The 21,672-nt window shown below is 67.7% G+C and carries 22 protein-coding genes; 9 read left to right on the top strand and 13 right to left on the bottom strand.

The features are described from left to right. Window positions 1-31: 31 nt before the first annotated feature. The 6 genes from AC1DEL_RS18780 to AC1DEL_RS18805 all read right to left on the bottom strand — a co-directional run bounded on the left by AC1DEL_RS18780 (window position 32) and on the right by AC1DEL_RS18805 (window position 5,137). Window positions 32-1,009, bottom strand: a complete 978-nt coding sequence (locus AC1DEL_RS18780; protein ID WP_441591379.1) for an NAD(P)H-dependent flavin oxidoreductase — start codon at window positions 1,007-1,009, stop codon at window positions 32-34. A gap of 298 nt (window positions 1,010-1,307) precedes the next feature. Beyond that, window positions 1,308-2,501, bottom strand: a complete 1,194-nt coding sequence (locus AC1DEL_RS18785) for a class I SAM-dependent rRNA methyltransferase (RefSeq protein WP_092291555.1) — start codon at window positions 2,499-2,501, stop codon at window positions 1,308-1,310. 4 nt (window positions 2,502-2,505) lie between these two features. After that, the gene (locus AC1DEL_RS18790; protein WP_477106947.1) at window positions 2,506-2,811 is read right to left on the bottom strand and encodes a YbeD family protein; all 306 of its coding nucleotides are present in this window, start codon (window positions 2,809-2,811) and stop codon (window positions 2,506-2,508) included. A 25-nt stretch (window positions 2,812-2,836) separates the two neighbouring features. Next, window positions 2,837-4,030, bottom strand: coding sequence for a D-alanyl-D-alanine carboxypeptidase family protein (locus AC1DEL_RS18795; RefSeq protein WP_477159146.1), 1,194 nt, complete (start codon window positions 4,028-4,030; stop codon window positions 2,837-2,839). A 43-nt stretch (window positions 4,031-4,073) separates the two neighbouring features. Beyond that, entirely contained in the window at window positions 4,074-4,718 is a 645-nt protein-coding gene (locus tag AC1DEL_RS18800; protein WP_092291562.1) for an alpha/beta hydrolase, read from the bottom strand. A 98-nt stretch (window positions 4,719-4,816) separates the two neighbouring features. After that, a complete protein-coding gene (locus AC1DEL_RS18805; RefSeq protein WP_092291564.1) occupies window positions 4,817-5,137 on the bottom strand; it encodes a (2Fe-2S) ferredoxin domain-containing protein in 321 nt (106 codons plus the stop codon). Between the two features lie 420 nt (window positions 5,138-5,557). Between AC1DEL_RS18805 and AC1DEL_RS18810 the strand changes: the two genes are divergently transcribed. Genes AC1DEL_RS18810 through cmdF form a run of 4 tightly spaced genes read left to right on the top strand, consistent with a single transcriptional unit; the run spans window position 5,558 to window position 11,930 of the window. After that, on the top strand, window positions 5,558-6,844 hold the full coding sequence (locus tag AC1DEL_RS18810; protein WP_092291566.1) for a dicarboxylate/amino acid:cation symporter: 1,287 nt from the start codon (window positions 5,558-5,560) through the stop codon (window positions 6,842-6,844). Between the two features lie 49 nt (window positions 6,845-6,893). Further along, window positions 6,894-8,906 carry a sensor histidine kinase gene (locus AC1DEL_RS18815; protein ID WP_092291568.1) on the top strand — a complete coding sequence of 671 codons (2,013 nt, stop codon included), beginning with the start codon at window positions 6,894-6,896 and terminating at the stop codon, window positions 8,904-8,906. 27 nt (window positions 8,907-8,933) lie between these two features. Beyond that, window positions 8,934-10,253, top strand: a complete 1,320-nt coding sequence (locus tag AC1DEL_RS18820) for a sigma-54-dependent transcriptional regulator (RefSeq protein ID WP_092292109.1) — start codon at window positions 8,934-8,936, stop codon at window positions 10,251-10,253. Between the two features lie 60 nt (window positions 10,254-10,313). Continuing rightward, window positions 10,314-11,930, top strand: a complete 1,617-nt coding sequence (gene cmdF / locus AC1DEL_RS18825) for a tyrosine 2,3-aminomutase (protein ID WP_441644581.1) — start codon at window positions 10,314-10,316, stop codon at window positions 11,928-11,930. Window positions 11,931-11,940: 10 nt separating this feature from the next. Here cmdF and AC1DEL_RS18830 read toward each other — a convergent pair whose 3' ends face one another. From AC1DEL_RS18830 to AC1DEL_RS18850, 5 genes are all read right to left on the bottom strand, one after another. After that, the gene (locus AC1DEL_RS18830; RefSeq protein ID WP_177219857.1) at window positions 11,941-14,037 is read right to left on the bottom strand and encodes an ATP-dependent helicase; all 2,097 of its coding nucleotides are present in this window, start codon (window positions 14,035-14,037) and stop codon (window positions 11,941-11,943) included. Between the two features lie 135 nt (window positions 14,038-14,172). Continuing rightward, entirely contained in the window at window positions 14,173-14,493 is a 321-nt protein-coding gene (locus AC1DEL_RS18835) for a helix-turn-helix domain-containing protein (RefSeq protein WP_477125875.1), read from the bottom strand. After that, the gene (locus tag AC1DEL_RS18840) at window positions 14,490-14,816 is read right to left on the bottom strand and encodes a type II toxin-antitoxin system RelE/ParE family toxin (RefSeq protein ID WP_250025020.1); all 327 of its coding nucleotides are present in this window, start codon (window positions 14,814-14,816) and stop codon (window positions 14,490-14,492) included. Before AC1DEL_RS18840 ends, AC1DEL_RS18835 begins: the two co-directional genes overlap by 4 nt. Before the next feature lie 201 nt (window positions 14,817-15,017). After that, window positions 15,018-15,557 (bottom strand): TlpA disulfide reductase family protein, encoded by a 540-nt coding sequence (locus AC1DEL_RS18845; protein WP_092291578.1) that lies wholly within the window; start codon window positions 15,555-15,557, stop codon window positions 15,018-15,020. 55 nt (window positions 15,558-15,612) lie between these two features. Continuing rightward, entirely contained in the window at window positions 15,613-16,086 is a 474-nt protein-coding gene (locus AC1DEL_RS18850; RefSeq protein WP_477105991.1) for a thioredoxin fold domain-containing protein, read from the bottom strand. A 157-nt stretch (window positions 16,087-16,243) separates the two neighbouring features. On the opposite strand from AC1DEL_RS18850, the gene AC1DEL_RS18855 reads away from it, so the two are divergent. The 3 genes from AC1DEL_RS18855 (at window position 16,244) to AC1DEL_RS18865 (ending at window position 17,802) form a co-directional block, all read left to right on the top strand. Then, window positions 16,244-16,846, top strand: a complete 603-nt coding sequence (locus tag AC1DEL_RS18855) for a hypothetical protein (protein ID WP_441591376.1) — start codon at window positions 16,244-16,246, stop codon at window positions 16,844-16,846. Window positions 16,847-16,886: 40 nt separating this feature from the next. Continuing rightward, window positions 16,887-17,546: a LysE family transporter gene (locus tag AC1DEL_RS18860; protein ID WP_441644587.1), complete on the top strand. Its 660-nt coding sequence runs from the start codon at window positions 16,887-16,889 to the stop codon at window positions 17,544-17,546. Window positions 17,547-17,631: 85 nt separating this feature from the next. Continuing rightward, complete coding sequence (locus AC1DEL_RS18865; protein WP_477125876.1) at window positions 17,632-17,802, top strand: hypothetical protein; 171 nt, start codon at window positions 17,632-17,634, stop codon at window positions 17,800-17,802. On the opposite strand, the gene AC1DEL_RS18870 is transcribed toward AC1DEL_RS18865, so the two are convergent. Further along, window positions 17,799-19,346, bottom strand: coding sequence for a YifB family Mg chelatase-like AAA ATPase (locus AC1DEL_RS18870; protein ID WP_477125877.1), 1,548 nt, complete (start codon window positions 19,344-19,346; stop codon window positions 17,799-17,801). The two genes, AC1DEL_RS18865 and AC1DEL_RS18870, sit on opposite strands and share 4 nt — an antisense overlap. A 103-nt stretch (window positions 19,347-19,449) precedes the next feature. After that, the gene (locus tag AC1DEL_RS18875; RefSeq protein ID WP_092291586.1) at window positions 19,450-19,728 is read right to left on the bottom strand and encodes an accessory factor UbiK family protein; all 279 of its coding nucleotides are present in this window, start codon (window positions 19,726-19,728) and stop codon (window positions 19,450-19,452) included. 547 nt (window positions 19,729-20,275) lie between these two features. Here AC1DEL_RS18875 and AC1DEL_RS18880 point away from each other — a divergent pair. Both AC1DEL_RS18880 and AC1DEL_RS18885 read left to right on the top strand, forming a co-directional pair. Continuing rightward, entirely contained in the window at window positions 20,276-21,085 is an 810-nt protein-coding gene (locus AC1DEL_RS18880; protein WP_092291588.1) for a TorF family putative porin, read from the top strand. A gap of 55 nt (window positions 21,086-21,140) precedes the next feature. Next, on the top strand, window positions 21,141-21,479 hold the full coding sequence (locus AC1DEL_RS18885) for a P-II family nitrogen regulator (RefSeq protein ID WP_092291590.1): 339 nt from the start codon (window positions 21,141-21,143) through the stop codon (window positions 21,477-21,479). Window positions 21,480-21,672: the final 193 nt, after the last annotated feature.

The following is a 21,672-nucleotide window of genomic DNA, read 5'->3' on the forward strand; positions in this document are numbered from 1 at the left end:
GGCGAAAAGGAGCGGGGGCGAAAAAACGCCCCTATCGTACCAGTCCGAGCCGAGCGCGCGCGGCGTCGTACTCTTCCTTCATGCGCGCGATGATCTCGCCGGCCGTGGCAATGTCCTCGATCTGGCCCACGCCCTGGCCAGCGCCCCAGATGTCCTTCCACGCCTTGGTCTTGGAACTGCCGCTCGAGAAGTCCATCTTGGTCTTGTCCGCCACGGGCAGGTTGTCCGGGTCGAGCCCCGAATTGCTGATGCTCTCGCGGATGTAGTTGCCGTGCACGCCCGTGAACAGGTTCGTGTAGACGATGTCCGAGGCCGCCGCGCTGGTGATCGACTGCTTGTACTCGGCGCTCGCGTGGGCTTCCTGCGAGGCGATGAAGCGCGTGCCCACGTAGGCGAAATCGGCGCCCATGGCCTGGGCGGCCAGCACGGCGTCGCCGGTGGCGATGGAGCCGGACAGCGCGATGGGACCGTCGAAGATCTTGCGCACCTCGCCCACCAGCGCGAACGGCGACAGCATGCCGGCATGGCCGCCGGCGCCAGCCGCCACCAGGATCAGGCCGTCCACGCCCGCCTCGATGGCCTTCTCGGCGTGGCGCAGGCTGATCACGTCGTGCAGCACGATGCCACCATAGCTGTGCACGGCATCGATCATTTCCTTGACCGGCGCGCGCAGCGAGGTGATGAAGATGGGTACCTTGTGGTCGACGCAGACCTTCACGTCGTGCTCCAGCCGCGCGTTGGACGCATGGACGATCTGGTTCACGGCGATCGGGCCGACGCGCTTGCCCGGGTTCGCGGCCTGGAACGCGGCCAGGTCTTCCTGCATCTGCGTGAGCCATTCGTCGAGCAGCTCCGCCGGGCGTGCGTTGAGCGCGGGGAAGGAGCCGACGATGCCGGCCTTGCACTGCGCCAGCACCAGTTCCGGATAGCTGACGATAAACATCGGCGAGGCGATGACGGGCAGGGCCAGGTTCTGCAGGATCGGCGGCAAGGTCGTGGCGGCGGGCATGGGGTCTCCTCTGATCGGGTCGCAAATTGAACGATCGTTCGATTATAGGGACTTTCGCTCCGGATGGCGCCGCCCGGACGGCCGCCCGGCCTAGAGGCCCGCTTCCATTCCGCCAGGAGAGACGGACAAAAAAATGCCCCGCCGGGTAGGCGGGGCAATTACCACGAAGACTGATAAGAAGAGGCAGTGAGACACCTGCCAATGCCTCACCGCGAGACGAAGCATAGACGGTGAATATGACCGTCAGAAGTCAAAACCGAGGGTTTATACCGGGGTGCCCGGGCGCCCTCGGCCCCTGTCACACCTTCTCGAGCAGCAGGCCCTTCAGGTATTCCCCTTCCGGGAAGGCCGCCGACATCGGATGGTCGGTGCCCGCCGAGAGCCGGCGCAGGATGCGCGCGTCGCAGCGGGCATCGGTGGCCGCGCCAGCCACGATCTTCTGGAACAGCTCCATGCTGATGGCGCCTGAGCACGAGTACGTGAACAGCAGGCCGCCCGGCCGCAGCAGTTGCATGCCGACAAGGTTGATTTCCTTGTAGGCGCGCGCGGCGCGGTCGATGTGCTGCGCCGACGGGGCGAACTTGGGCGGGTCCAGCACGATCAGGTCGAACTGGCGGCCCTCGGCGCGGAACTCGCGCAGCGTCTTGAACACGTCGGCGTCGAGCCAGGTCGCCCGTTCAGCGTCGAAGCCGTTCAGCGTGACGTTGTTCGCGGCGATCTTGAGCGCCTCGCCCGACGAGTCGATCGACGTCACCGCCGTGGCGCCGCCCCGCAGCGCGGCCAGCGAGAAGCCGCCCGTGTAGCAGAAGCAGTTCAGCACCTCACGCCCTTCGGCCAGATCGCCGACGAGCTTGCGGTTGTCGCGCTGGTCGACGTAGAAGCCGGTCTTGTGGCCGTTGCGCACGTCCACGTAGTAGCGCACGCCGTGTTCGGTCACGGACAGCTCCGGGTCCGGCTCGGCGCCAGCCAGCACGCCGGTCACCAGCGGCAGGCCCTCGCGCTGGCGCACGGCGGCGTCGGAGCGCTCGTAGACATTCGGGCAGCCGGTCTCCTTGACCAGCGCCTGCACCAGCGCCTCCTTCCACTGCTCCACGCCGGCCGAATTGAACTGGCAGACCAGCTGGCCCTTGTCGCCGCTGCCGTAATAGTCGACAACCAGCCCGGGCAGGCGGTCCGCCTCGCCGAAGATCAGCCGTACCGCGTCGGTATCGCGCACCCACTGGCGCCGATGGGCCACCGCGGCGGCCACGCGGCGCTTGAACAGCGCGTGGTCGACCGGCTCGTTCTCGTCGAACGTCCACACCCGTGCGCGGATCTGCGACTCGGGGCTGTAGGCGCCGCGTGCCAGGAAACGGCCGTCCGCGGCGCGGATGACCACCGTGGTGCCGGTCTCGCAGCGGCCTTCGGTGGAGGCGATGCCGGTGGCGTACACCCAGGGGTGGCGGCGGAGCAGGGACTTTTCCTTGCCCGGTTTGAGCGTGATGGCGTTCATGCGCTTACAGCACCACCTTCACCATCGGATGCGACGTCAGCGCGCGGTACAGGTCGTCGAGCTGTTCCCGGCTGGTCACCCAGACCGTCACGGTCAGGCCCAGATAATTGCCGTTGCGCGACGGACGCATCTCCATCTTGCCGGCGTGGAAGTTCGGGTCGAAGTCCTGCACCAGGGTCACGATCGCCTCGGCAAAGCCGTCCTGCATCGCGCCCATGACCTTGATGGGGAAGTCGCTCGGGTACTCGATCAGCGAGGCCTGCGGCGGAATGCCGCCGGGCTGCTGACCATCGTTCGAATCGGTCGTCATGTTCGTGCTCTCGCGTGTGTGCGGATTACTTGCGCTTGAACCAGAGGCGGATGGTGTCCCACAGGCGGCCGAAGAAGCCGGCCTCGGGCACGTCCTCGAGCGCCACCACCGGGAACTCGCCCACCTTCGTGGTGCCGTCCATCAGCTTGACCGTGCCGACCTGCTGGCCGACCGCGATCGGGGCCAGCAGCAGTTCCTGGCGCTCCAGCACCGGCTTCAGGCGGCTGCCCGTGCCCTTGGGCACCGTGACGAAGGTCTCGTTGGACACGCCGATCTTGACCGTGCCGGCGGCGCCCTTGTAGATCTCGGGCGTGGCCAGGACCTGGCCCTTGTCGTACAGGCGCAGGGTGTCGAAGAACTGGAAGCCGTAGTTCAGGATCTTCAGGCTTTCCTGCGTGCGCACCTGCTCGCTGGTGGTGCCGATCACGATCGACACCAGGCGGCGGTTGCCGTTCGGCACGTTGGCGAGCGGGCGCTGCGCCGACGAGATCAGGCAGTAGCCGGCCGACTTGGTGTGGCCCGTCTTCACGCCGTCCACGGTGGGGTCGATGTACAGCAGGCGGTTGCGGTTCGGCTGCTTGATCTTGTTATAGGTGAACTCCTTTTGCGAGTACATGCCGTAGTACTCGGGGAAGTCCTTGATCAGGCGCGTGGTCATCGTGGCCAGGTCCACCGCCGTGGTGTAGTGCTCCGGGTCGGGGATGCCGTCCGTGTTCGTGAAGTGCGTGCCCTTGAGGCCCATGCGCTGGGCCTCGCGGTTCATCATCGCCACGAAGCCTTCCTCGGAACCGCCCACGGCCTCGGCCAGCGCCAGCGCGGCGTCGTTGCCGGACTGGACGATCAGGCCCATCAGCAGGTCCTGCACGCTGACCGGCTTGTTCGGCTCGATGAACATGCGCGATTCGTCGCTTTTCACCTTCAGCACGACGTTGGTCGGCACCACGGTCTGGTCCATCGTCAGGCGCTTTTCCTTGACCGCCTGGAAGGCCAGGTAGGCCGTCATGATCTTGGTCAGCGAGGCCGGCTCGATGCGCAGGTCCGCGTTCTGCGAGGCCAGCGCCTGGCCGCTCGTCACGTCGTACAGCATCCAGGACTTGGCGGCGACCTGCGGGGTCGGCACGCCCTGCGCCAGCACGGCGGYAGGGGCGGCGAGCGCGACAGTAACGGCAATAGCGACGGGGGCAAGGGCGGACGCGAAGCGCGGCGTGGCTCTGTTCATAGGTGCGAATTCCAACGGATGAGGGTTGCGCGGACGGGACGGATCACCGGTCCCACGCGTTGACGACAAGCTGCTTGATCAGATGCAGCTTGCGATGAAAAAAATGGTCGGCGCCAGGAATGACGATGATCGGGAGTTCCTGCGGCCGGACCCAGTCCAGCACGCTGGCCAGCGGCACGGTCTCGTCCTGCTCGCCATGGATGACGATGGTGTCGGCCGGCACCGGCGCCACGTCCCAGCGGCTGGTGGCGGTTCCCACCAGCACCAGGCGCTGCGCCGGCGTGCCGGCCTCGGCCAGCCGCCGCGCCACGTGCGTCTGCACGAAGCTGCCGAACGAGAACCCGCCCAGCGCCAGCGGCAGCGTGGCGGCGTCCGGGGACCACGCGGTCTGGGTGCGCATCCAGTCCACCACGGCCAGCAGGTCGTCCTGCTCGCCGATGCCCTGGTCATGCTCGCCCGCCGAGTTGCCCACGCCGCGGAAGTTCGGCCGCACCGTGGCGTAGCCGAGGGCGACGAAGGTGCGCGCCAGCGTCTGCGCCACCTTGTTGTCCTTGGTGCCGGCGAACAGCGGGTGCGGGTGCGCCACCAGCGCCAGGCCGCGCACGGGCATGCCCTGCGGCAGGTCGATCGAGATATCGATGGCGCCGACGGGGCCGGGAATCGTGGTGACCTGGGTATGCGCGTTCATGGTGGCAGGAGCAGGAGTGAAAGCGGGACGAAGACGGGCAACAAAAAAACCGGGCAACAAAAAAACCGGGCGGACCCGGCGGGCACGGCGGAGGCGGATCAGCGGTCGAGCATCAGGCGTTCGACCGGCTTGCCGTTCACCAGATGGCTGTCGATGATCTCGTCGATGTCCTGCTCGTCGACGAAGGTGTACCAGACGGCCTCGGGGTAGACCACCAGCACGGGCCCGAGTTCACACCGGTTCAGGCAGCCGGCCTTGTTGATCCGCACGCGGCCTTCGGCGCCGGAAATGCCAAGCTGCTTGCAACGCTTCTTCGCGTATTCCTGCATCGCCTTGGCATTGTGGTCGGTGCAGCAGGCTTTGCCGTCGTCGCGCTCGTTCAGGCAAAAGAAGACGTGGTGTTGGTAGTAGCTGCTCATGCTCGGGCGCGCTCGCGGGGGCGGATGCGTCGATGGCGTTAGGGAAGCACGGAATTATACGTCGTCAGACTCCGCGTTCCGCCATGCGGGGCTGCCCGGATTTCCGGAATGGGGCGGGCGATCGGGCCCCGCTGCATCGGCCGATTTGGCTAAATGTGATGCGATATGCCCTTGCAAGGCGATCCCCACGTCGCATCGGCTTCCGGAAACCCGGAGCGGCCCGGTCCGGAATTCCGGAAAGCCGGACCCGTCGGCCGTCCGGAAAATCGAAAGTCATTCCAAATCAATGGCTTGCGGACAAGTGCCTCGGTGGCACGTCTGTTGCAAATAGTTACCTTCAGACGCGCCGCAATCCGCCAGGCGTGCATAGCGGGCGCCCCGAGCGCCCGGCACCGGTCAAAAAACACCGAGGACGACATCATGAGGAAACCCTTCTACAAGATCCTGTACGTGCAGGTGCTGTTCGCGATTGCCGTGGGCATCCTGCTGGGCCATTTCTGGCCCGACACAGGCGTGGAGATGAAGCCCCTGGGCGACGCCTTCATCAAGCTGATCAAGATGATCATCGGCCCGATCATCTTCTGTACCGTGGTGTCCGGCATCGCCGGCATGCGCGACATGAAGAAGGTAGGCCGCGTGGGCGGCAAGGCGCTGCTGTATTTCGAGATCGTCTCGACCTTCGCGCTGCTGATCGGCCTGCTGGCCTCGCACGCGCTCAAGCCGGGCGTGGGCTTCAACATCGATCCGGCCACGCTGGACACCAAGTCGATCTCGCAATACGTGTCCAAGGCCCACGGCCAGAGCACGACCGAGTTCTTCATGCACATCATCCCGGACACGGTCTTCAGCGCGTTCGCCAATGGCGACATCCTGCAGATCCTGCTGGTCTCGCTGTTCTTCGGCTCGGCCCTGGCCGTGCTGGGCGACCGCGCCAAGATCGTGCATGAGATGGTGGACCAGGTCTCGAAGGTGTTCTTCCACATCGTCCACGTGATCACCAAGGTGGCCCCGATCGGCGCGTTCGGCGCCATGGCGTTCACCATCGGCAAGTACGGCCTGGGCTCGCTGGTGCCGCTGCTGAAGCTGATCGGCACGTTCTACTTCACGGCCATCGTGTTCGTGCTGGTGGTGCTGGGTACCGTGGCCAAGTTCACGGGCTTCTCGATCATCCGCTTCGTCGCCTATATCAAGGAAGAGTTGCTGATCGTGCTGGGCACCAGCTCCTCCGAGGCCGCGCTGCCGCACCTGATGGAGAAGATGGAGCGCCTGGGCTGCTCGAAGTCGGTGGTGGGGCTGGTGGTGCCCACGGGCTACTCGTTCAACCTGGATGGCACCAATATCTATATGACGATGGCGGTGGTCTTCATCGCCCAGGCGACGGGCATCGAGCTGACGCTGCTCCAGCAGTTGACGATCCTGGCCGTGGCCATGGTGACGTCCAAGGGCGCCAGCGGCGTGACCGGCTCGGGCTTCATCACGCTGGCGGCGACGCTGGCCGTGGTGCCGACCATCCCGGTGGCCGGCATGGTGCTGATCCTCGGCATCGACCGCTTCATGAGCGAATGCCGCGCGCTGACCAACATCATCGGCAACGGCGTGGCCACCGTGGTGGTGTCCGCCTGGGAAAAGGAACTGGATCGTGCCCGCCTGAACCGCGTGCTGCGTGGCGAAGATGACACCGTCGGACTGGCCGACGCGGCCCGCTGACCTGTCCCGGCAACGGGTATCATCGGCGCGAGACCCTTCGTGCGCGCCGATGCCTCATTCCGACGATTTTCTAGCCGTACATGACCCTGCGGCGCCGGGTTCCGTGCATGCGCCCGGACCCGGCCCGCGCTGGTATGGCTTTGCCGGCGCCCTGCTGGCCGGCCTGCTGCTGCTCTGCGGGCTGACCTGGCTGCTGTCGGTGCAGCGCGGGATCTCCGCGCTGCAGCAATCCACGGCCATGCGCGCCGAGCGCTACGCCGCCACGCTCGAGTCCACCCTCGACCGCTACGAATTCCTCCCCGCGCTGGTTTCCCTGCATCCCTCGGTGCGCGGGCTGCTGGCCGCCCCCCAGGACCCCGCACGGATTGCCGCGGTCAATGACTATCTTGTCGATGTGAACCGGCGCGCGCGCGCCTCCGCCACCTATGTGATTGCCGCCAATGGCATGGCGCTGGCTGCCAGCAACCACGGCGAGCCGGGCAGCTTCGTCGGCACCGACTACCGCTTCCGGCCGTACTTCCAGCGCGCGGCGCGGGGCGAGGTGGGCCGCTTCTACGCCATCGGCATCACCAGCGACGAACCGGGCTACTACATCGCCCAGCCGATCGAGTCGGGCGGCAAGGTCATCGGCGTGACCGTGGTCAAGCTGAACCTGGAGTGGTTCCAGCGCGCCGGCGCGGGCCGGGCGGAGCCGCTGATGGTGGCCGACGACCATGGCGTGATCTTCCTCTCATCCGTGCCGGCCTGGCAGTACCGCACGCTGCGCACGCTGCCGCCCGAACTCCAGGCCGAGTTGCACAACACCCGCCAGTACCACGATCAGGCGGTCACGCCGCTGCCGCTGCTGGCGCTGGATTCGCCGGTCACGCGCTGGCTCGGCGACACCGTGCTGGGCGAGAACGCGCGGCTGGTGCGGCTGGGCGCCGATGGCGAGGCCGGCAGCCCGGCCGGCGGCATCGGGCTCACCGCCGACCGGGGCGACCGCTATCTGGAGATCAGCCGCGATGTCGGTCCGGCCGGCTGGACCATGCAGGTCATGGCGCCGCTGGACCCGGTGCTGGCCAGCGCGCGCGGCGCCACCGTGGGCGCGGCGCTGGCCTACGCCTGCGTCGGCCTGCTGCTGGTGAACCTGCGCCAGCGCCGCCAGCGCGCGCGCGACATGCAATACAGCCGCCGCATGCTCGAAGCGGCCTATGACGAACTCGAACGCCGCGTGGAGGCCCGCACGGCCGACCTGATGGCGATCAACGAACAGCTCGAAGCCGAGGTGGCCGAGCGTACCCGCGCCGAAGGCGAGCTGCGCGCCACGCAGGACGAACTCGTGCAGGCCAGCAAGCTCGCCGCGCTGGGGCAGATGGCCGCCGGCATCACGCACGAGCTGAACCAGCCGCTGGCCGCGCTGCGCACGTTCTCGGACAACACCCGCGTGCTGCTGGAGCGCGGCCAGCTGGACGCCGCCACCGGCAACCTCGGCGCCATCGCCGATCTCACTACCCGCATGGGCAAGATCACCGGCCAGCTCAAGCTGTTCGCCGGCAAGGCGCGGCCCCGGCGCCACGCCGTGCGCGTGCGCGCGGCCATCGACCACGTGCTGCAACTGATGGCGCCGCGCCTGGCCGGCGTGGGGCTGACCGTGCGCGGGCTGGAGGGCGATGAGACCGAAGGGGCCGACGGCGCCGAGATCGCCGTCTGGGCGGACGAACTGAAGCTGGAGCAGGTGCTGCTGAACCTCGTCGGCAATGCGCTGGACGCGATTGCCGGCGAGGGACCGGAAGCGCGGCAGGCCGGCCACATCGACATTACGGTGTACGTCGCCCCCGAGGCGGTGAGCGTGTCCGTGCGCGACAATGGCCCCGGCATTGCGCCCGATGTGCTGCCGCGCCTGTTCGAGCCGTTCTTCACCACCAAGGAGATCGGCCAGGGGCTCGGGCTGGGGCTGGCGATTTCCTCGTCGATCGTGCGCGAGTTCGGCGGCCAGCTGGCGGCGCAGAACGCGGATGGCGGCGGCGCTGAATTCGTGGTGACTTTGCGGCGGGCGTACCAGCCCGCCACCACTGCCTGAGAAGGCAAGCAGGAATAAGGGATGGCGATGCAAGACGGATTGCGCGTGCTGTTTGTGGAGGATGAGCCGCTGGTGCGACAGGCCACGGCGCAGAGCCTGGAACTGGCCGGGTTCGCGGTACTGGCGTTGCCCTCGGCGGAGGCGGCCATGCCGCACCTCAGCGCCGACTTTCCCGGCGTGCTGGTGACCGATGTGCGGCTGGGCGGCGCGAGCGGGCTCGACCTGCTGCACCACTGCCGCAACGCCGCGCCCGGCGTGCCGGTGATCCTCGTCACCGGCCACGGCGACATCACGATGGCCGTGCAGGCCATGCGCGAGGGCGCCTACGACTTCATCGAGAAGCCGTTCGGGGCCGACCGCCTGACCGACACCGTGCGCCGCGCCCTCGAGCGCCGCGCGCTGGAACTGGAGAACGTGGCGCTGCGCCGCCAGCTGGCGGGCCCGGCGGCGGGCACGCGCATCATCGGCCGCTCGGCGGCGATGGCGCGCGTGCGCGACCTGATCGCCAACGTGGCGCCCACCGATGTGCCGGTGATGATCAACGGCGAAACCGGCACCGGCAAGGAACTGGTGGCGCGCAGCCTCCACGCGCTGTCCACCCGGCGCGACGCGCCCTTCATCGCCCTGAATTGCGGCGCGGTGCCCGAGGCGATCTTCGAGAGCGAGATGTTCGGCCACGAGGCCGGCGCCTTCACCGGCGCGGGCAAGCGCCGCGTGGGCAAGCTGGAGCATGCGTCGGGCGGCACGCTGTTCCTGGACGAGATCGAGAGCATGCCGCTGGCGCTCCAGGTGAAGCTGCTGCGGGTGTTGCAGGAGGGCACGCTGGAGCGGCTGGGTTCGAACACCTCGGTGCCGATCGACGTGCGCATCGTGGCGGCGGCCAAGGGCGACATGGAGGGGCTGGTAGCGCAGGGCGCCTTCCGCCAGGATCTGCTCTACCGGCTCAACGTGGTGACGATTCCGCTGCCGCCGCTGCGCGACCGCCGCGAGGACATCGTGCCGCTGTTCGAGCACTTCATGCTGGTGGCGGCCGTGCGCTACCAGCGCCCCGCGCCGATCCTCTCGGAGATGCAGCGCCAGTCACTGATGCAGCGCCCGTGGCCCGGCAATGTGCGCGAGTTGCGCAACGCGGCGGACCGGCTGGTGCTGGGCGTGCCCGAAGGCGTGAGCGGCAAGCCGGACGTCGCGGACGACTCCGCACCGCTGCGCGAGCGCATGGAGCACTACGAGCGCGCCGTGATCGCCGATACGCTCGCGCGCACCGGCGGCGCGGTGAGCCAGGCGGCGGATCTGCTGCAGGTCGGCAAGGCCACGTTGTACGACAAGATCAAGCGCTACGGACTGTAACGGGCTTGGTACACTCGGGGCCCTTCGCCTCGTGCGCCCCTGTGATTGCTGATCCGCCCCATGTCCGAAGTCACCCGCTCCGCCTTGCCTGCCGCCGACATCGACGGCCATCACCTTACCGCGCCCGCCGTTGTCGACGTGGCGCGTGGCCGCCGCCCCGGTCGAGTGCCGGGCGCCGTGCTCGACAAGGTGGGCGAAGCCCGCGCGCGCTTCGAGCAGGTAGCGTCGGCCAATGTGCCGATCTACGGCGTCTCCACCGGCTTCGGCGAGCTGGTCCATAACTGGGTCGATATCGAGCACGGCCGCGCGCTGCAGGAAAACCTGCTGCGCAGCCACTGCGCCGGCGTCGGCCCGCTGTTCTCGCGCGACGAAGTGCGGGCGATGATGGTGGCGCGCGCCAACGCGCTCTCGCGCGGCTACTCGGCCGTGCGCCCGCTGGTCATCGAACAACTGCTGAAGTATCTGGACGCCGGCATCACGCCGGCCGTGCCGCAGGTGGGCTCGCTCGGCGCCAGCGGCGACCTCGCGCCGCTCTCGCACGTGGCGATCACGCTGATCGGCGAAGGCAAGGTCCTGACCGCCGATGGCGGCACCGCGCCCACTGCCGAGGTGCTGCGCGAGCATGGCATCGCCCCGATCGCGCTGGCCTACAAGGAAGGGCTGGCGCTGATCAACGGCACCTCGGCCATGACCGGCGTGTCCTGCCTGCTGCTGGAGACGCTGCGCGCCCAGATCACGCAGGCCGAGATCATCGCCGCGCTTGCGCTGGAGGGCTTGTCCGCTTCCGCCGATGCCTTCATGGCCCACGGCCACGACATCGCCAAGCCGCACCCGGGCCAGATCCGCTCCGCCGCCAATATGCGCGCGCTGCTGGCCGATTCCGACCGGCTGGCCGGTCATGGCGAGCTGTCCGCCGAGATGAAGACGCGCGCCGGCGACGAGAAGAACACCGGCACCGGCGTCTTTATCCAGAAGGCCTACACGCTGCGCTGCATCCCGCAGGTGCTCGGCGCCGTGCGTGACACGTTGGACCATTGCGCCACGGTGGTCGAGCGTGAACTCAATTCGTCGAACGACAACCCGCTGTTTTTCGATGATGGCGCGCTGTTCCACGGCGGCAACTTCCACGGCCAGCAGGTGGCGTTCGCGATGGACTTCCTCGCCATCGCCGCGACGCAGCTGGGCGTGGTGTCCGAGCGCCGCCTGAACCGGCTGCTGAGCCCGCACCTGAACAACCGCCTGCCGGCCTTCCTGGCGGCCGCCAACGAGGGGCTGTCGTGCGGGTTTGCTGGCGCGCAGTACCCGGCGACGGCGCTGATCGCCGAGAACCGGACGATCTGCAGCCCGGCCAGCATCCAGAGCGTGCCGTCCAACGGCGACAACCAGGACGTGGTGAGCATGGGGCTGATCGCGGCCCGCAACGCGCGCCGCATCCTCGATAACAACCAGTACATCCTCGCCATCGAGCTGCTGGCCGCGTGCCAGGCCGCCGAACTGGCCGGCGCTGTGGAGCAACTGGCGCCGGCGGGCCGCGCCGTGTTCCACTTCGTGCGGACACGCGTGCCGTTCCTGGCGATGGATCGCTATATGACCGATGACATCGAGGCCGTGGCCGCGCTGCTGCGCGACGGCGCCTTGCTGGACGTGGTGCGGCAGGCCGGCATCGAACTCGTCTGATCCCGGCCGGCTACTTCCACATATCGCGCATGCGGCTGGCCAGGTCCACCTGGGGCAGGGGGGCCTTGGTCGGCGCGTCGCCGGGCATCGGCGGGGGCGGCCAGGACCGGCTGTAGAAGTTCGGCATCACCCGGTTCGGCAGGAAGCGCGTGCGCGACGCGTAGACGTGGCGGTCGCCAAATCCCACCTGCTGATGAACGTAGAAGCGCTGCGGCACCACGATGTCGAGGTGGTCCTTGGCGCGCGTCATCGCCACATAGAGCAGCCGGCGTTCTTCCTCGATTTCTTCCGTGGTGCCCGTGGCGAGGTCGGACGGCATGCAGCCATCCACCGCATTGAGCACGTAGACCGCCTTCCACTCCTGGCCCTTGGCCGAATGGATCGTGGACAGGATCAGGTAGTCCTCGTCGCGCGACGGCACGCCGGATTCATCGCTGGACGCGCTCGGCGGATCGAGCGTCAGCTCGGTCAGGAAGCGCTCGCGCGAAGCATAGGTGGCCGCAATCCGCTCGATCTGCTGGAGATCGGCCTGCCGCGCGGCGGCATCGTCGTGAATCCGCTCCAGATGGGGCAGGTACCACGCCACCACCTGCTCGAACTCCGACGGCCACGGCGAGGTGGGCGCCATCAGCCCGCGCGCCAGCGCGATCAGCTCGGCCCAGGCCGGCGCGGCGGCGGGCGGCGGCTCGAAGGCCTCCAGCGCCAGCAGCGGCTCGGTGGCCGCTTCCAGCCCCTCCAGCACGCGCGCGGCGGTTTTCGGGCCCACGCCGGGCAGCAACTGCAGGGTGCGGAAGCCGGCCATGCGGTCGCGCGGATTCTCCAGCCATCGCACCACGGCCATCACGTCCTTGACGTGGGTCGATTCCAGGAATTTCAGGCCGCCGAACTTCACGAACGGGATGTTGCGGCGGGCCAGTTCGATCTCGACCTGCGCGCTGTGGTCGGCCGCGCGGAACAGCACGGCCTGCGCCATCAGCGTCAGCCCGGCCTCGCGCCGCGCCAGCACCTGCTCCACCACGTAGCGCGCCTGATCGGCTTCATCGTTGACCACCACCACGCCCGGCTTCTCGGCCGACTCGCGCAGCGACCACAAATCCTTGGTGAACCGCTCTGCGGCCAGCCCGATCACAGCGTTGGCGGCGGCCAGGATCGGCTGGGTGGAGCGATAGTTCTGCGCCAGCGTCACCTGATGCGCGGGCGGCGAGAAATGCTGCGGAAAATCGAGGATGTTGCGGACGGTGGCGCCCCGGAACGCGTAGATCGACTGGGCGTCGTCGCCGACCACGGTCAGGCCGCGCCCGTCCGGCTTCAGCGCGAGCAGGATCGACGCCTGCAAGGCATTGGTGTCCTGGTATTCATCCACCAGCACGTGGTCGAAGCGCGCGCCCATGTCCTGCGCCAGCGACGGCTCGATCAGCGCCTGCGCCCAGTAGAGCAGCAGGTCGTCGTAGTCGAGCACCTGCTGCTTCTGCTTGGCGGCCACGTAGCCGGCGAACAGGGCCTTGAGCGCGTCCGCCCACATCGCATAGCGGGGAAATTGCGTCTTGAGGATCACTTCCAGCGGGAGCTGGGTGTTGACCACGCGCGAATAGATCGCGAGGCATGTTTCCTTGCGCGGGAAGCGCGAGGTCTGCTCCGAGAGGCCGAGGTCGTGCCGCACCACGTGCATCAGGTCGGCCGAGTCGCTCCGGTCGCTGATGGTGAAGGTGGGCGCCAGCCCCAGCGTTTCGGCGTACTCGCGCAGCAGCCGCGCGCCGATGGCGTGGAAGGTGCCCGACCATTGCAGCGCGGCCCGGCCCGCCCCGGTACTGGTGCCCAGCGCCTGATCGACGATGCGCTCCACACGGCGACCCATCTCGGCGGCAGCCCGGCGCGAGAACGTGAGCAGCAGGATGCGCCGCGGATCGGCCCCGCCCAGCACGAGGTGCGCCACGCGATGCGCCAGCGTATTGGTCTTGCCCGAGCCGGCGCCGGCAATGATCAGCAGCGGCGCATCCCCGGCATGCGACGCCGCCGCACGCTGCTCCGGGTTCAGGCGGGTCAGGTAGGCAGGGACGTCAGCAGGGACGTCGGGGGCGTCGGCTTCGAGAACAGGATCCGGGGACACGGGCAGGGGCAGGGGCGGCTGAGAAAATTCTGGCGCTCACTGTATATCCATACAGCCTGGGGAGGCAAGCGGGTCGTGAGGGCCCCACAACACAAGAGTGCGGTGCTGGGCGCAATTCGCCGGCGCCCTGGGGAATCAGCCCTTGATCGCGTTGCGTTGCCGCTTGAATGCCTTCAGATCCGCTACGGAAAATAACTGGCTACGGCCGACCGTTGCATGCGAAGTCAGCTTCCCATCGCGCACGAAGCGGCGGAAGGTGGCCATCGAGATCTCAAGATATTCCGCCGCTTCGGCTGCCGTGAAGTCGTCCTCTGCCAGGTGGCCGAAGACCTCCTCGTGGCTCAGATTCTCGTCGCGGAACGCACGTTGACCGACCATGGCGAAAAACTTCAGCCGCTCCTGCGCAGGCATCTCGCCAAGATGCCTCATCAGTTCTTCTGCGGTTGCAATATTCACGATTTCCTCTCTGCTTTCAGATACATCTTCAACTCGGCGTAGAAATTCTCGTGCGAGCCCACTTGGTAAAAATCAATCAGCAACAGTTCAATGTCGATGCCGGCAGCTTTCTGCGCTTCAGTGGGCGGCCGGTAGGCCATCAAGTATTCCTGGCGGTTGAACTTGAACTTATGGACCCAGATCCCCGCCAGATCCGCCACTTTCGCTTGGCCGACTTCCGGGTTGTTGCAAACGACTTCCACTTCATCCTCGATGGTCAGTTGAAGTGGCCTATGCGCCTTTTTTACAAACTGGCTGAAAGGCTTCTTGTAGTTCGGCGTCATGACCCTTTATTTGATCAGAATTGATTCTATAACGAATCAACCATGGTTGGTGACCGCCCGCGGCGGCGAGGGCATCAGCTTGACCAAACTGGAGTGAATCCGACTTGAGCGGGCGCAGCCGATCGCAAAAAAAGAAAGGCACCCACATGGGGTGCCTTCTGTCAGTCAGCGATGTCCGCCGACGGCGGACGTTTGGGCGCTTCAGGCCGCGCTGGCCAGCGCGCCGTCGAGCAGCTTGTGGAGCGACTCCCATTCGGGCTCGCCGACGTAGCGCTTGAGAATCTTCCCGTTCTTGTCGACCACGAAGGTCGTCGGGGTGAGTTGCACGTCACCGAAGGCCTTGGCGGCCGTGCCGTCGGAGTCCATTGCCACCTTGAACGGCAGGTCGCGGGTCTTGGCGAAGTTGGCGACGTACATCGGCGGGTCGTAGTTCATCGCCACGGCCACGAAGTCCAGGCCCTTGTCCTTGAACTGCTGGTAGGTCTTGATCATGTCGGGCATTTCCTTGACGCACGTGGTGCAGCTCGTGGCCCAGAAGTTGATCAGGTAGACCTTGCCCTTGAGGTCGGCCGTGCTGACCTTTTCGCCCGAGAGCAGCGTGAAGGTGGCGGCGGGTACGGTGCTGGCCGGCGCCAGCGCGCGGAAGCCGAAAAAGCCGAGCACGGCGAGGATGACCACGGCGACGGCGATCGGCACGATCGGGCGGCGCTTCGGTGCGGTGGAGACGGTGGAGTCAGACATGGGAGGCAGTCCCGTGAGATGGATCGGCGGAAAATCGTCGAAGAACGTCGCTATTCTACTTCCGGGCGATCTTGGCGCGCGCGGTGTCCAGCGCCTGCTCCAGGTAGGCGCCGTAGAAATCGCCCTGCAAGCCCAGCAGCGCGTTGGCCACGGGCTGGCCGTTGGCGTCGAGGAACAGCACGGTCGGTGCCACGGACACATTGTGAGCACGCGCCCACTTCTTGGCGGTGGTCATGGTGCCGTCGATGTCGCGCATCGGCGTGTCGGCGGTCATGTCCACTTCCCGCGCGGCGATCTCGCCGGCGGCGGCCTGCGGCGCGAGGTAGTTGCGGCGCACCGTCTCGCAGTAGCTGCAGCCGGGCAGGCTGACCAGCACCACCAGCGGCTCGCCGGCCTTGGCGGCGGCGGCGGTCTGGGCGGCCACGTCGGTCACGGCAGGCAGGTGGCCCGCCGCGTTGGCGGCGCCGCTGGCCAACAGCAGGGCCGCGAGCCAGGGCAGGGCACGAAGGGTGGACAGGCGTGGACGCATAGAAGACGGGGCCAAACTCGGGGCGAAACTCGCAGAAAATCGATGCGGCGACGAGCGGTCGCGCGCGGCTTCCCGGATAATACCGGCTTGCGCCAGCGGGCGTGCGAGTGGTCAAAGACGCACCCGTCAGCCCCGTCGCCTGATAAGAATGTTCTCCATGCTCCGCCAACCCCGCCGACCGCTCCGTTCGCTTCCCCACGCCATCCTGCCGTCCCTTGTCCTCGTGCTGCTGGCGGCGCTGGCCGGCTGCTCGCCGCGCTATGACTGGCGCACCATCCTGTCCGACGATGGCCGGTACGCCGCGCTCTATCCCGGCAAGCCGACCAGCGCCGCGCGTGACGTGGCGATTGCCGGGCGCAAGCTGCCGATGACGATGGAAGCGTCCCGCATCGACGACACGCTGTTCGCCGTGGGCGTGGTCACGCTGCCCGCCGATGACGCCGCGCTGCGCCGCGAGGCGCTGGCGTCGATGCAGGCCGGCCTCGTGGCCAACCTCGGCGCCCATCCCGAGGCCCCGGCGCGCACGCGCGCGATCACGGTGACGTCGGCCGCCAAGCCGCCCGTGGCGCTGGAGGGCGTGGAGCTGACCGTAACCGGCGTCTCGCCGCAGGACAAATCGCCGCGCCGGCTTACCGCGCGGCTGGTGGCGTCCGGCACGCGCGCGTATCAGGCCGTCGTGCTCGAGTCGGGCGACGCCGCCCGTGACGCGCGGCAGGCCGAGCAGGTGGAGCAGTTCCTGACCGGATTCCATCCGTTCTGACCGATTTCTGTGAGTTGACTGACGTTCCAAGGAGAACAAGATGCGTTGGGAAGTGTGGCTGGCGTATTTCGCCGCGTGCTGGGTGATCGCGATTTCGCCGGGGTCGGGCGCCGTGCTGTCGATGAGCCACGGGCTCTCGTACGGGCTGAAGAAGACAACGACGACGATCATGGGCCTGCAAACGGGCCTGGTGATCATCCTGCTGATCGCGGGCGGCGGGCTGGGCGCGCTGCTGCTGGCCTCCGAAGAGGCGTTCGTGGTGGTCAAGACCATCGGCGCGGCCTACCTGATCTACCTCGGCATCCAGCAATGGCGGGCCAAGGTCGAGTCGCAGGGGGAAGGCAATGTTGATGGCGAGGGCGCCCCGGGCCGCGCGCGCGTCGCCGTGATGAGCCGCCGCCGCCGGTTCGCCACGGGTCTGCTGACCAACGTGACGAACCCAAAGGGGATCATCTTCATGGTGGCCGTGCTGCCGCAGTTCATCGACCCGACCCATCCGCTCGGCCCGCAGCTCGCCATCCTGGCCGCGACGATGTGCGGCGTGGATCTGGTCGTCATGCACGGCTACGCGCTGTTGGCCTCGCGCATGCAGGGCCTGTTCCGCAACGCCCGCGCGGTGCGCTGGCAGAACCGCTTCTTCGGCGGCGTGCTGGTGGCCGTGGGCACGGCGCTGTTCTTCGTGCGCCGGCATCCGGCCTGAAGTCACTGCAAGATGGTCACGATCCGGCTGGCGCCTGCCGGCCGGGTTTGCTTCAATGGGGAGAGACCGTTGCCGGAGATCCCCGATGCCTGCTGTACTGCGTTCTGCCCTGATCGCCCAGAGCGCCCAGAGCGCCCTGAGCGCCCTGATTGCCGCGCACCGGGAGCCACCTCCCGAGCCCCCGCCGCCCGGCCATCCGCCTGACCTGCCCCCAATCGAGGAGCCGCCGCCCCCGCCGGTGGAACCCCCGGTCTAACCCGCACGCAACGCGCGCCGGTACTGGATGGCTTCCGCCACATGCGCGGCGGTCAGTACCGCCGCGTCTTCCAGGTCCGCGATCGTCCGGGCCACCTTCAGCACCCGGAAATACGCCCGCGCCGACCAGCCCAGCTTCTGCATCGCCCCGCGCAGCAACGCCTGCGCGTCGGCCGCCAGCGGGCAGTGATCGTCGATGGCGCGCCCGGACAACTCCCCATTCGGCATGCCTTGCCGCCCCAGCTGCCGCGCCCGCGCTGCCACGGCCCGTGCGCGAACCGCCGCGCTGCCCTCGCCGGGCGGGCCATCGAAAATCTCCTGCTGGCTTTGCGCCGGCACCTCGATCTGCAGGTCCACGCGGTCCAGCAGGGGCCCGGACACCTTCGACTGGTAACGCTGGATCTGGTCCGGCGTGCAACGGCAGGGCCGCGACGGGTGGCCGAGGTAGCCGCACGGGCACGGGTTCATCGCCGCCACGAACTGGAAGCGCGCGGGGAAGTCCGACTGGCCCGCCGCGCGCGAAATGGTGATGTGGCCGGTCTCCAGCGGCTCGCGCAGGACTTCGAGCACGCGGCGCTCGAACTCTGGCAATTCGTCGAGAAACAGCACGCCGTGATGGGCCAGCGAGATCTCCCCGGGACGCGGATTGCCGCCGCCGCCGACCAGTGCCGGCGCGCTGGCCGTGTGGTGCGGGCTGCGGAACGGGCGCCGGCCCCATTGCGCCGGCTGGAAGCCGCCCGGCGTCAGGCTCAGCACGGCGGCGGCTTCGAGCGCCTCGGCAGCCGTCATCGGCGGTAGCAATCCGGCGAATCGTTGCGCGAGCATCGACTTGCCGGTGCCGGGCGGCCCCACCAGCAGGGCGGAATGCTGGCCCGCCGCCGCGATCTCCATCGCCCGCCGCGCCTGTAGCTGGCCGCGCACGTCGCGCATGTCCGGACCGATATTGACGCCATCGGGCCATGCGGCCAGCCCCGGCGGCTCGGCGCGCGGCAGGCGCCGGTCGGGCAGGGGGCCGAGGTGGTCGCAGACATCGCGCAGGGTGGCGCCCGCGTGGACGGTCAGGCCATCGACCAGCGCGGCTTCGGGGCCGTTGCCGTCGGCGACGATAAAGGCGCGCGCCGGCTGGCCCTTGGCGGTGCGGCGGGCGTTGTCGCGGGAGAGCCCCATCGCCATGACCAGCGCGCCGCGCACCGGGCGCAGGTCGCCGGCCAGCGACAGCTCGCCCGCAAATTCGCAGGCATCGAGCCCGTCCCCCGGCAGCTGGCCGCTCGCCACGAGGATGCCCAGCGCGATGGCCAGATCGAAGCGACCGGACTCCTTGGGCAGGTCGGCCGGGGCGAGGTTGACGGTGATGCGCCGGGCTGGAAACTCGTAGGCGCTGTTGAGCAAGGCGGCACGCACGCGCTCGCGGCTCTCGCGCACCTCGGTGTCGGCTAGTCCGACGATATTGAACGCGGGCAGCCCGTTGGCGATGTGGATCTCCACGGCCACCGGCGGCGCCTCCACCCCCGTCAGCGCCCGGCTGCGCAGCACGGCGAGACTCATGGTGCGGGCCGCTCCCGATTTGCGAAAGTGTTAACGAAAAAGGCCGCCGGAGTCCGGCGGCCTTTCTGGCCTTCTGGGGTGGCGCTGGATCGGCGCCGGGGCGTCATACCCCTGCCGTCGGCGCGCCGCCCTGGGGCGCTGCCCCCGGCGTGGCGCGGCGCTCAAGCTCGGTCACGCGGGCTTCCAGCTCCTCGAGCCGGGCGCGCGTGCGGGCCAGCACCTGCGACTGCACGTCGAATTCCTCGCGCGTGACCAGGTCCAGGCGCGCAAAGCCCTGCGTCATCATGCTGCGCACGTTTTTCTCGATGTCCTTGGCCGGCGAGTTGCGCAGCGCCTCACTGACCTTCTGCTGCAGGTCGTTGAACAGATCGGTCGGTTTCATGGTGGAACTCCTCGTGGTGACCAATGCAATGGATTCGGGGTCCGCTGCGCTGCTATCCGCACTCCCGCACCGGAATGGTGCTGACGGACCCGGCGAGCGCCGGGATCGACGCATGCCGGTGCACCCGACTGGGGCGCGGTGCGTCCTGGCACCCATCTTGTGTCCGTCATGCGTCCGCCGGCCGCCTTCGCGCCTGGGGGATCGCGCCAAGCGCGCAGCACTTGACCCTGTATGGGCGGATTATGACCCCTCGGCGCCCGCCATGAAAGCGCCGGCAAGGCCCGGACACATCTTTTAACGGATTTGGCGGGGGCGAAATGTCTGCTTCGATCGTCGACAAAGTGGTGTGTCGGGCGCCCGCGAACGATCCGGAAGCCCCCCAGGACGATGCACCGCAGGCGGGGAATCGGGCTGGCACGGCTGTTGCAGTAATCGGCTCAGGAGCGTCAATGCCCGAGGCAGCGGAAAAAGCCGCCCGGGCACAAACAAAGGTAGCAAACACCTCAAATCGAGCCCGCGAAGACCACAAGGAAAAGGAGAAACCCCGATGAAGACGTTCAGCCTCGCAGTCAGCGCCAGCGCCGCCGCACTTCTGCTGGCAGCCGCCCCGGTCATGGCGCAGACCGCCCCGGCCGAGCCGGCCCCGGCCGCCGCCCCGGCTGCAGCCCCCGCCGAGGAAGCATCGCCGCATACCTTCACGGCGAACGTCTCGCTGGTCAGCGACTACCGCTATCGCGGTATCAGCCAGACCAACCGCCGTCCGGCCATTCAGGGTGGGTTCGATTACGCGCATTCGAGCGGCTTCTATGTCGGCAACTGGAACTCGAGCATCAGCTGGCTCGAAGACGCCGACTCGACGGTCTCGGCGCCCGTGGAAATGGACTTCTACGGCGGCTTCAAGAACACCTTCAGCGCCGGCGGCGCCGATTTCAACTATGACGTGGGCGTGCTCGAGTACTACTACCCGGGCGGCTACAACACCCCGCGCCCCTACACCACCGAGCTGTACGCCGGCATTGGCTGGGGCCCGGTCTTCCTGAAGTATTCGCACTCGCTGACCAACCTGTTCGGGTTCAACGACTCGAAGAACAGCTACTACATCGACCTGACGGCCAACGTGCCGCTGAATTTCTGGGACCTGACCTTCAACGCCCACGTGGGCTACCAGGGCGTGAAGAACTTCAGCGATGCGTCGTACACCGACTGGAAGGTCGGTCTGACCAAGGACCTGGGCAAGGGTTTCGCGGTGGCGATTGCGTACGTGGACACCAACGCCGACAAGGCCGTGTACACCAACACGCGCGGACGCTACCTGGGCAAGTCGACGTTCTGGGCGTCGCTCACCAAGACTTTCTAATTAGTGCATCGAGGCGGGCGGCCTGCCAGACCGGGTCGCCCCGAGGAGAAATGGGATGAAACTCATCATTGCAGTCATCAAGCCGTTCAAGCTGGACGAGGTGCGCGAGGCGCTCTCGGACGTCGGCGTGTCCGGTATCACCGTGACCGAAGTCAAGGGGTTTGGCCGCCAGAAGGGCCATACCGAGCTGTACCGGGGCGCCGAGTACATCGTGGACTTCCTGCCCAAGGTGAAGATCGAGGTGGCGGTGCCGGACGACGTGGTGGAACGCGCCATCGAGGCCATCGAGAAGTCGGCCCGCACCGGCAAGATTGGCGACGGCAAGATCTTTATCGCGCCGATCGAACAAGTCATTCGCATCCGCACCGGCGAGACCGGCGGCGACGCGCTCTGACACGAGATAAAAGACACGAGACAAGAGGTTAAGCTCATGACAACCTGGTTCAAGCGAATCCTGACGGCCGGCGCGATGTCGCTGGCGCTCGGCACGGCCGGCCTCGGCCTGTCCACCCATGCCGTGGCGCAGGACAAGCCCGCCGCCGAGGCTTCGGCCCCGGCAGCGGCCACCGCCGCTGCCCCCGCTGCCG

The sequence above is a fragment of the Cupriavidus sp. 10L43_2 genome (assembly GCF_056395265.1).

Bases quoted from the DNA above. Each gene is read 5' to 3' on its own strand.
- AC1DEL_RS18780 (WP_441591379.1), bottom strand. From the start codon at position 1,009: ATGCCCGCCGCCACGACCTTGCCGCCGATCCTGCAGAACCTGGCCCTG.
- AC1DEL_RS18785 (WP_092291555.1), bottom strand. From the start codon at position 2,501: ATGAACGCCATCACGCTCAAACCGGGCAAGGAAAAGTCCCTGCTCCGC.
- AC1DEL_RS18790 (WP_477106947.1), bottom strand. From the start codon at position 2,811: ATGACGACCGATTCGAACGATGGTCAGCAGCCCGGCGGCATTCCGCCG.
- AC1DEL_RS18800 (WP_092291562.1), bottom strand. From the start codon at position 4,718: ATGAACGCGCATACCCAGGTCACCACGATTCCCGGCCCCGTCGGCGCC.
- AC1DEL_RS18805 (WP_092291564.1), bottom strand. From the start codon at position 5,137: ATGAGCAGCTACTACCAACACCACGTCTTCTTTTGCCTGAACGAGCGC.
- AC1DEL_RS18810 (WP_092291566.1), top strand. From the start codon at position 5,558: ATGAGGAAACCCTTCTACAAGATCCTGTACGTGCAGGTGCTGTTCGCG.
- AC1DEL_RS18815 (WP_092291568.1), top strand. From the start codon at position 6,894: ATGCCTCATTCCGACGATTTTCTAGCCGTACATGACCCTGCGGCGCCG.
- AC1DEL_RS18820 (WP_092292109.1), top strand. From the start codon at position 8,934: ATGCAAGACGGATTGCGCGTGCTGTTTGTGGAGGATGAGCCGCTGGTG.
- cmdF (WP_441644581.1), top strand. From the start codon at position 10,314: ATGTCCGAAGTCACCCGCTCCGCCTTGCCTGCCGCCGACATCGACGGC.
- AC1DEL_RS18840 (WP_250025020.1), bottom strand. From the start codon at position 14,816: ATGACGCCGAACTACAAGAAGCCTTTCAGCCAGTTTGTAAAAAAGGCG.
- AC1DEL_RS18845 (WP_092291578.1), bottom strand. From the start codon at position 15,557: ATGTCTGACTCCACCGTCTCCACCGCACCGAAGCGCCGCCCGATCGTG.
- AC1DEL_RS18850 (WP_477105991.1), bottom strand. From the start codon at position 16,086: ATGCGTCCACGCCTGTCCACCCTTCGTGCCCTGCCCTGGCTCGCGGCC.
- AC1DEL_RS18855 (WP_441591376.1), top strand. From the start codon at position 16,244: ATGCTCCGCCAACCCCGCCGACCGCTCCGTTCGCTTCCCCACGCCATC.
- AC1DEL_RS18860 (WP_441644587.1), top strand. From the start codon at position 16,887: ATGCGTTGGGAAGTGTGGCTGGCGTATTTCGCCGCGTGCTGGGTGATC.
- AC1DEL_RS18865 (WP_477125876.1), top strand. From the start codon at position 17,632: ATGCCTGCTGTACTGCGTTCTGCCCTGATCGCCCAGAGCGCCCAGAGC.
- AC1DEL_RS18870 (WP_477125877.1), bottom strand. From the start codon at position 19,346: ATGAGTCTCGCCGTGCTGCGCAGCCGGGCGCTGACGGGGGTGGAGGCG.
- AC1DEL_RS18875 (WP_092291586.1), bottom strand. From the start codon at position 19,728: ATGAAACCGACCGATCTGTTCAACGACCTGCAGCAGAAGGTCAGTGAG.
- AC1DEL_RS18880 (WP_092291588.1), top strand. From the start codon at position 20,276: ATGAAGACGTTCAGCCTCGCAGTCAGCGCCAGCGCCGCCGCACTTCTG.
- AC1DEL_RS18885 (WP_092291590.1), top strand. From the start codon at position 21,141: ATGAAACTCATCATTGCAGTCATCAAGCCGTTCAAGCTGGACGAGGTG.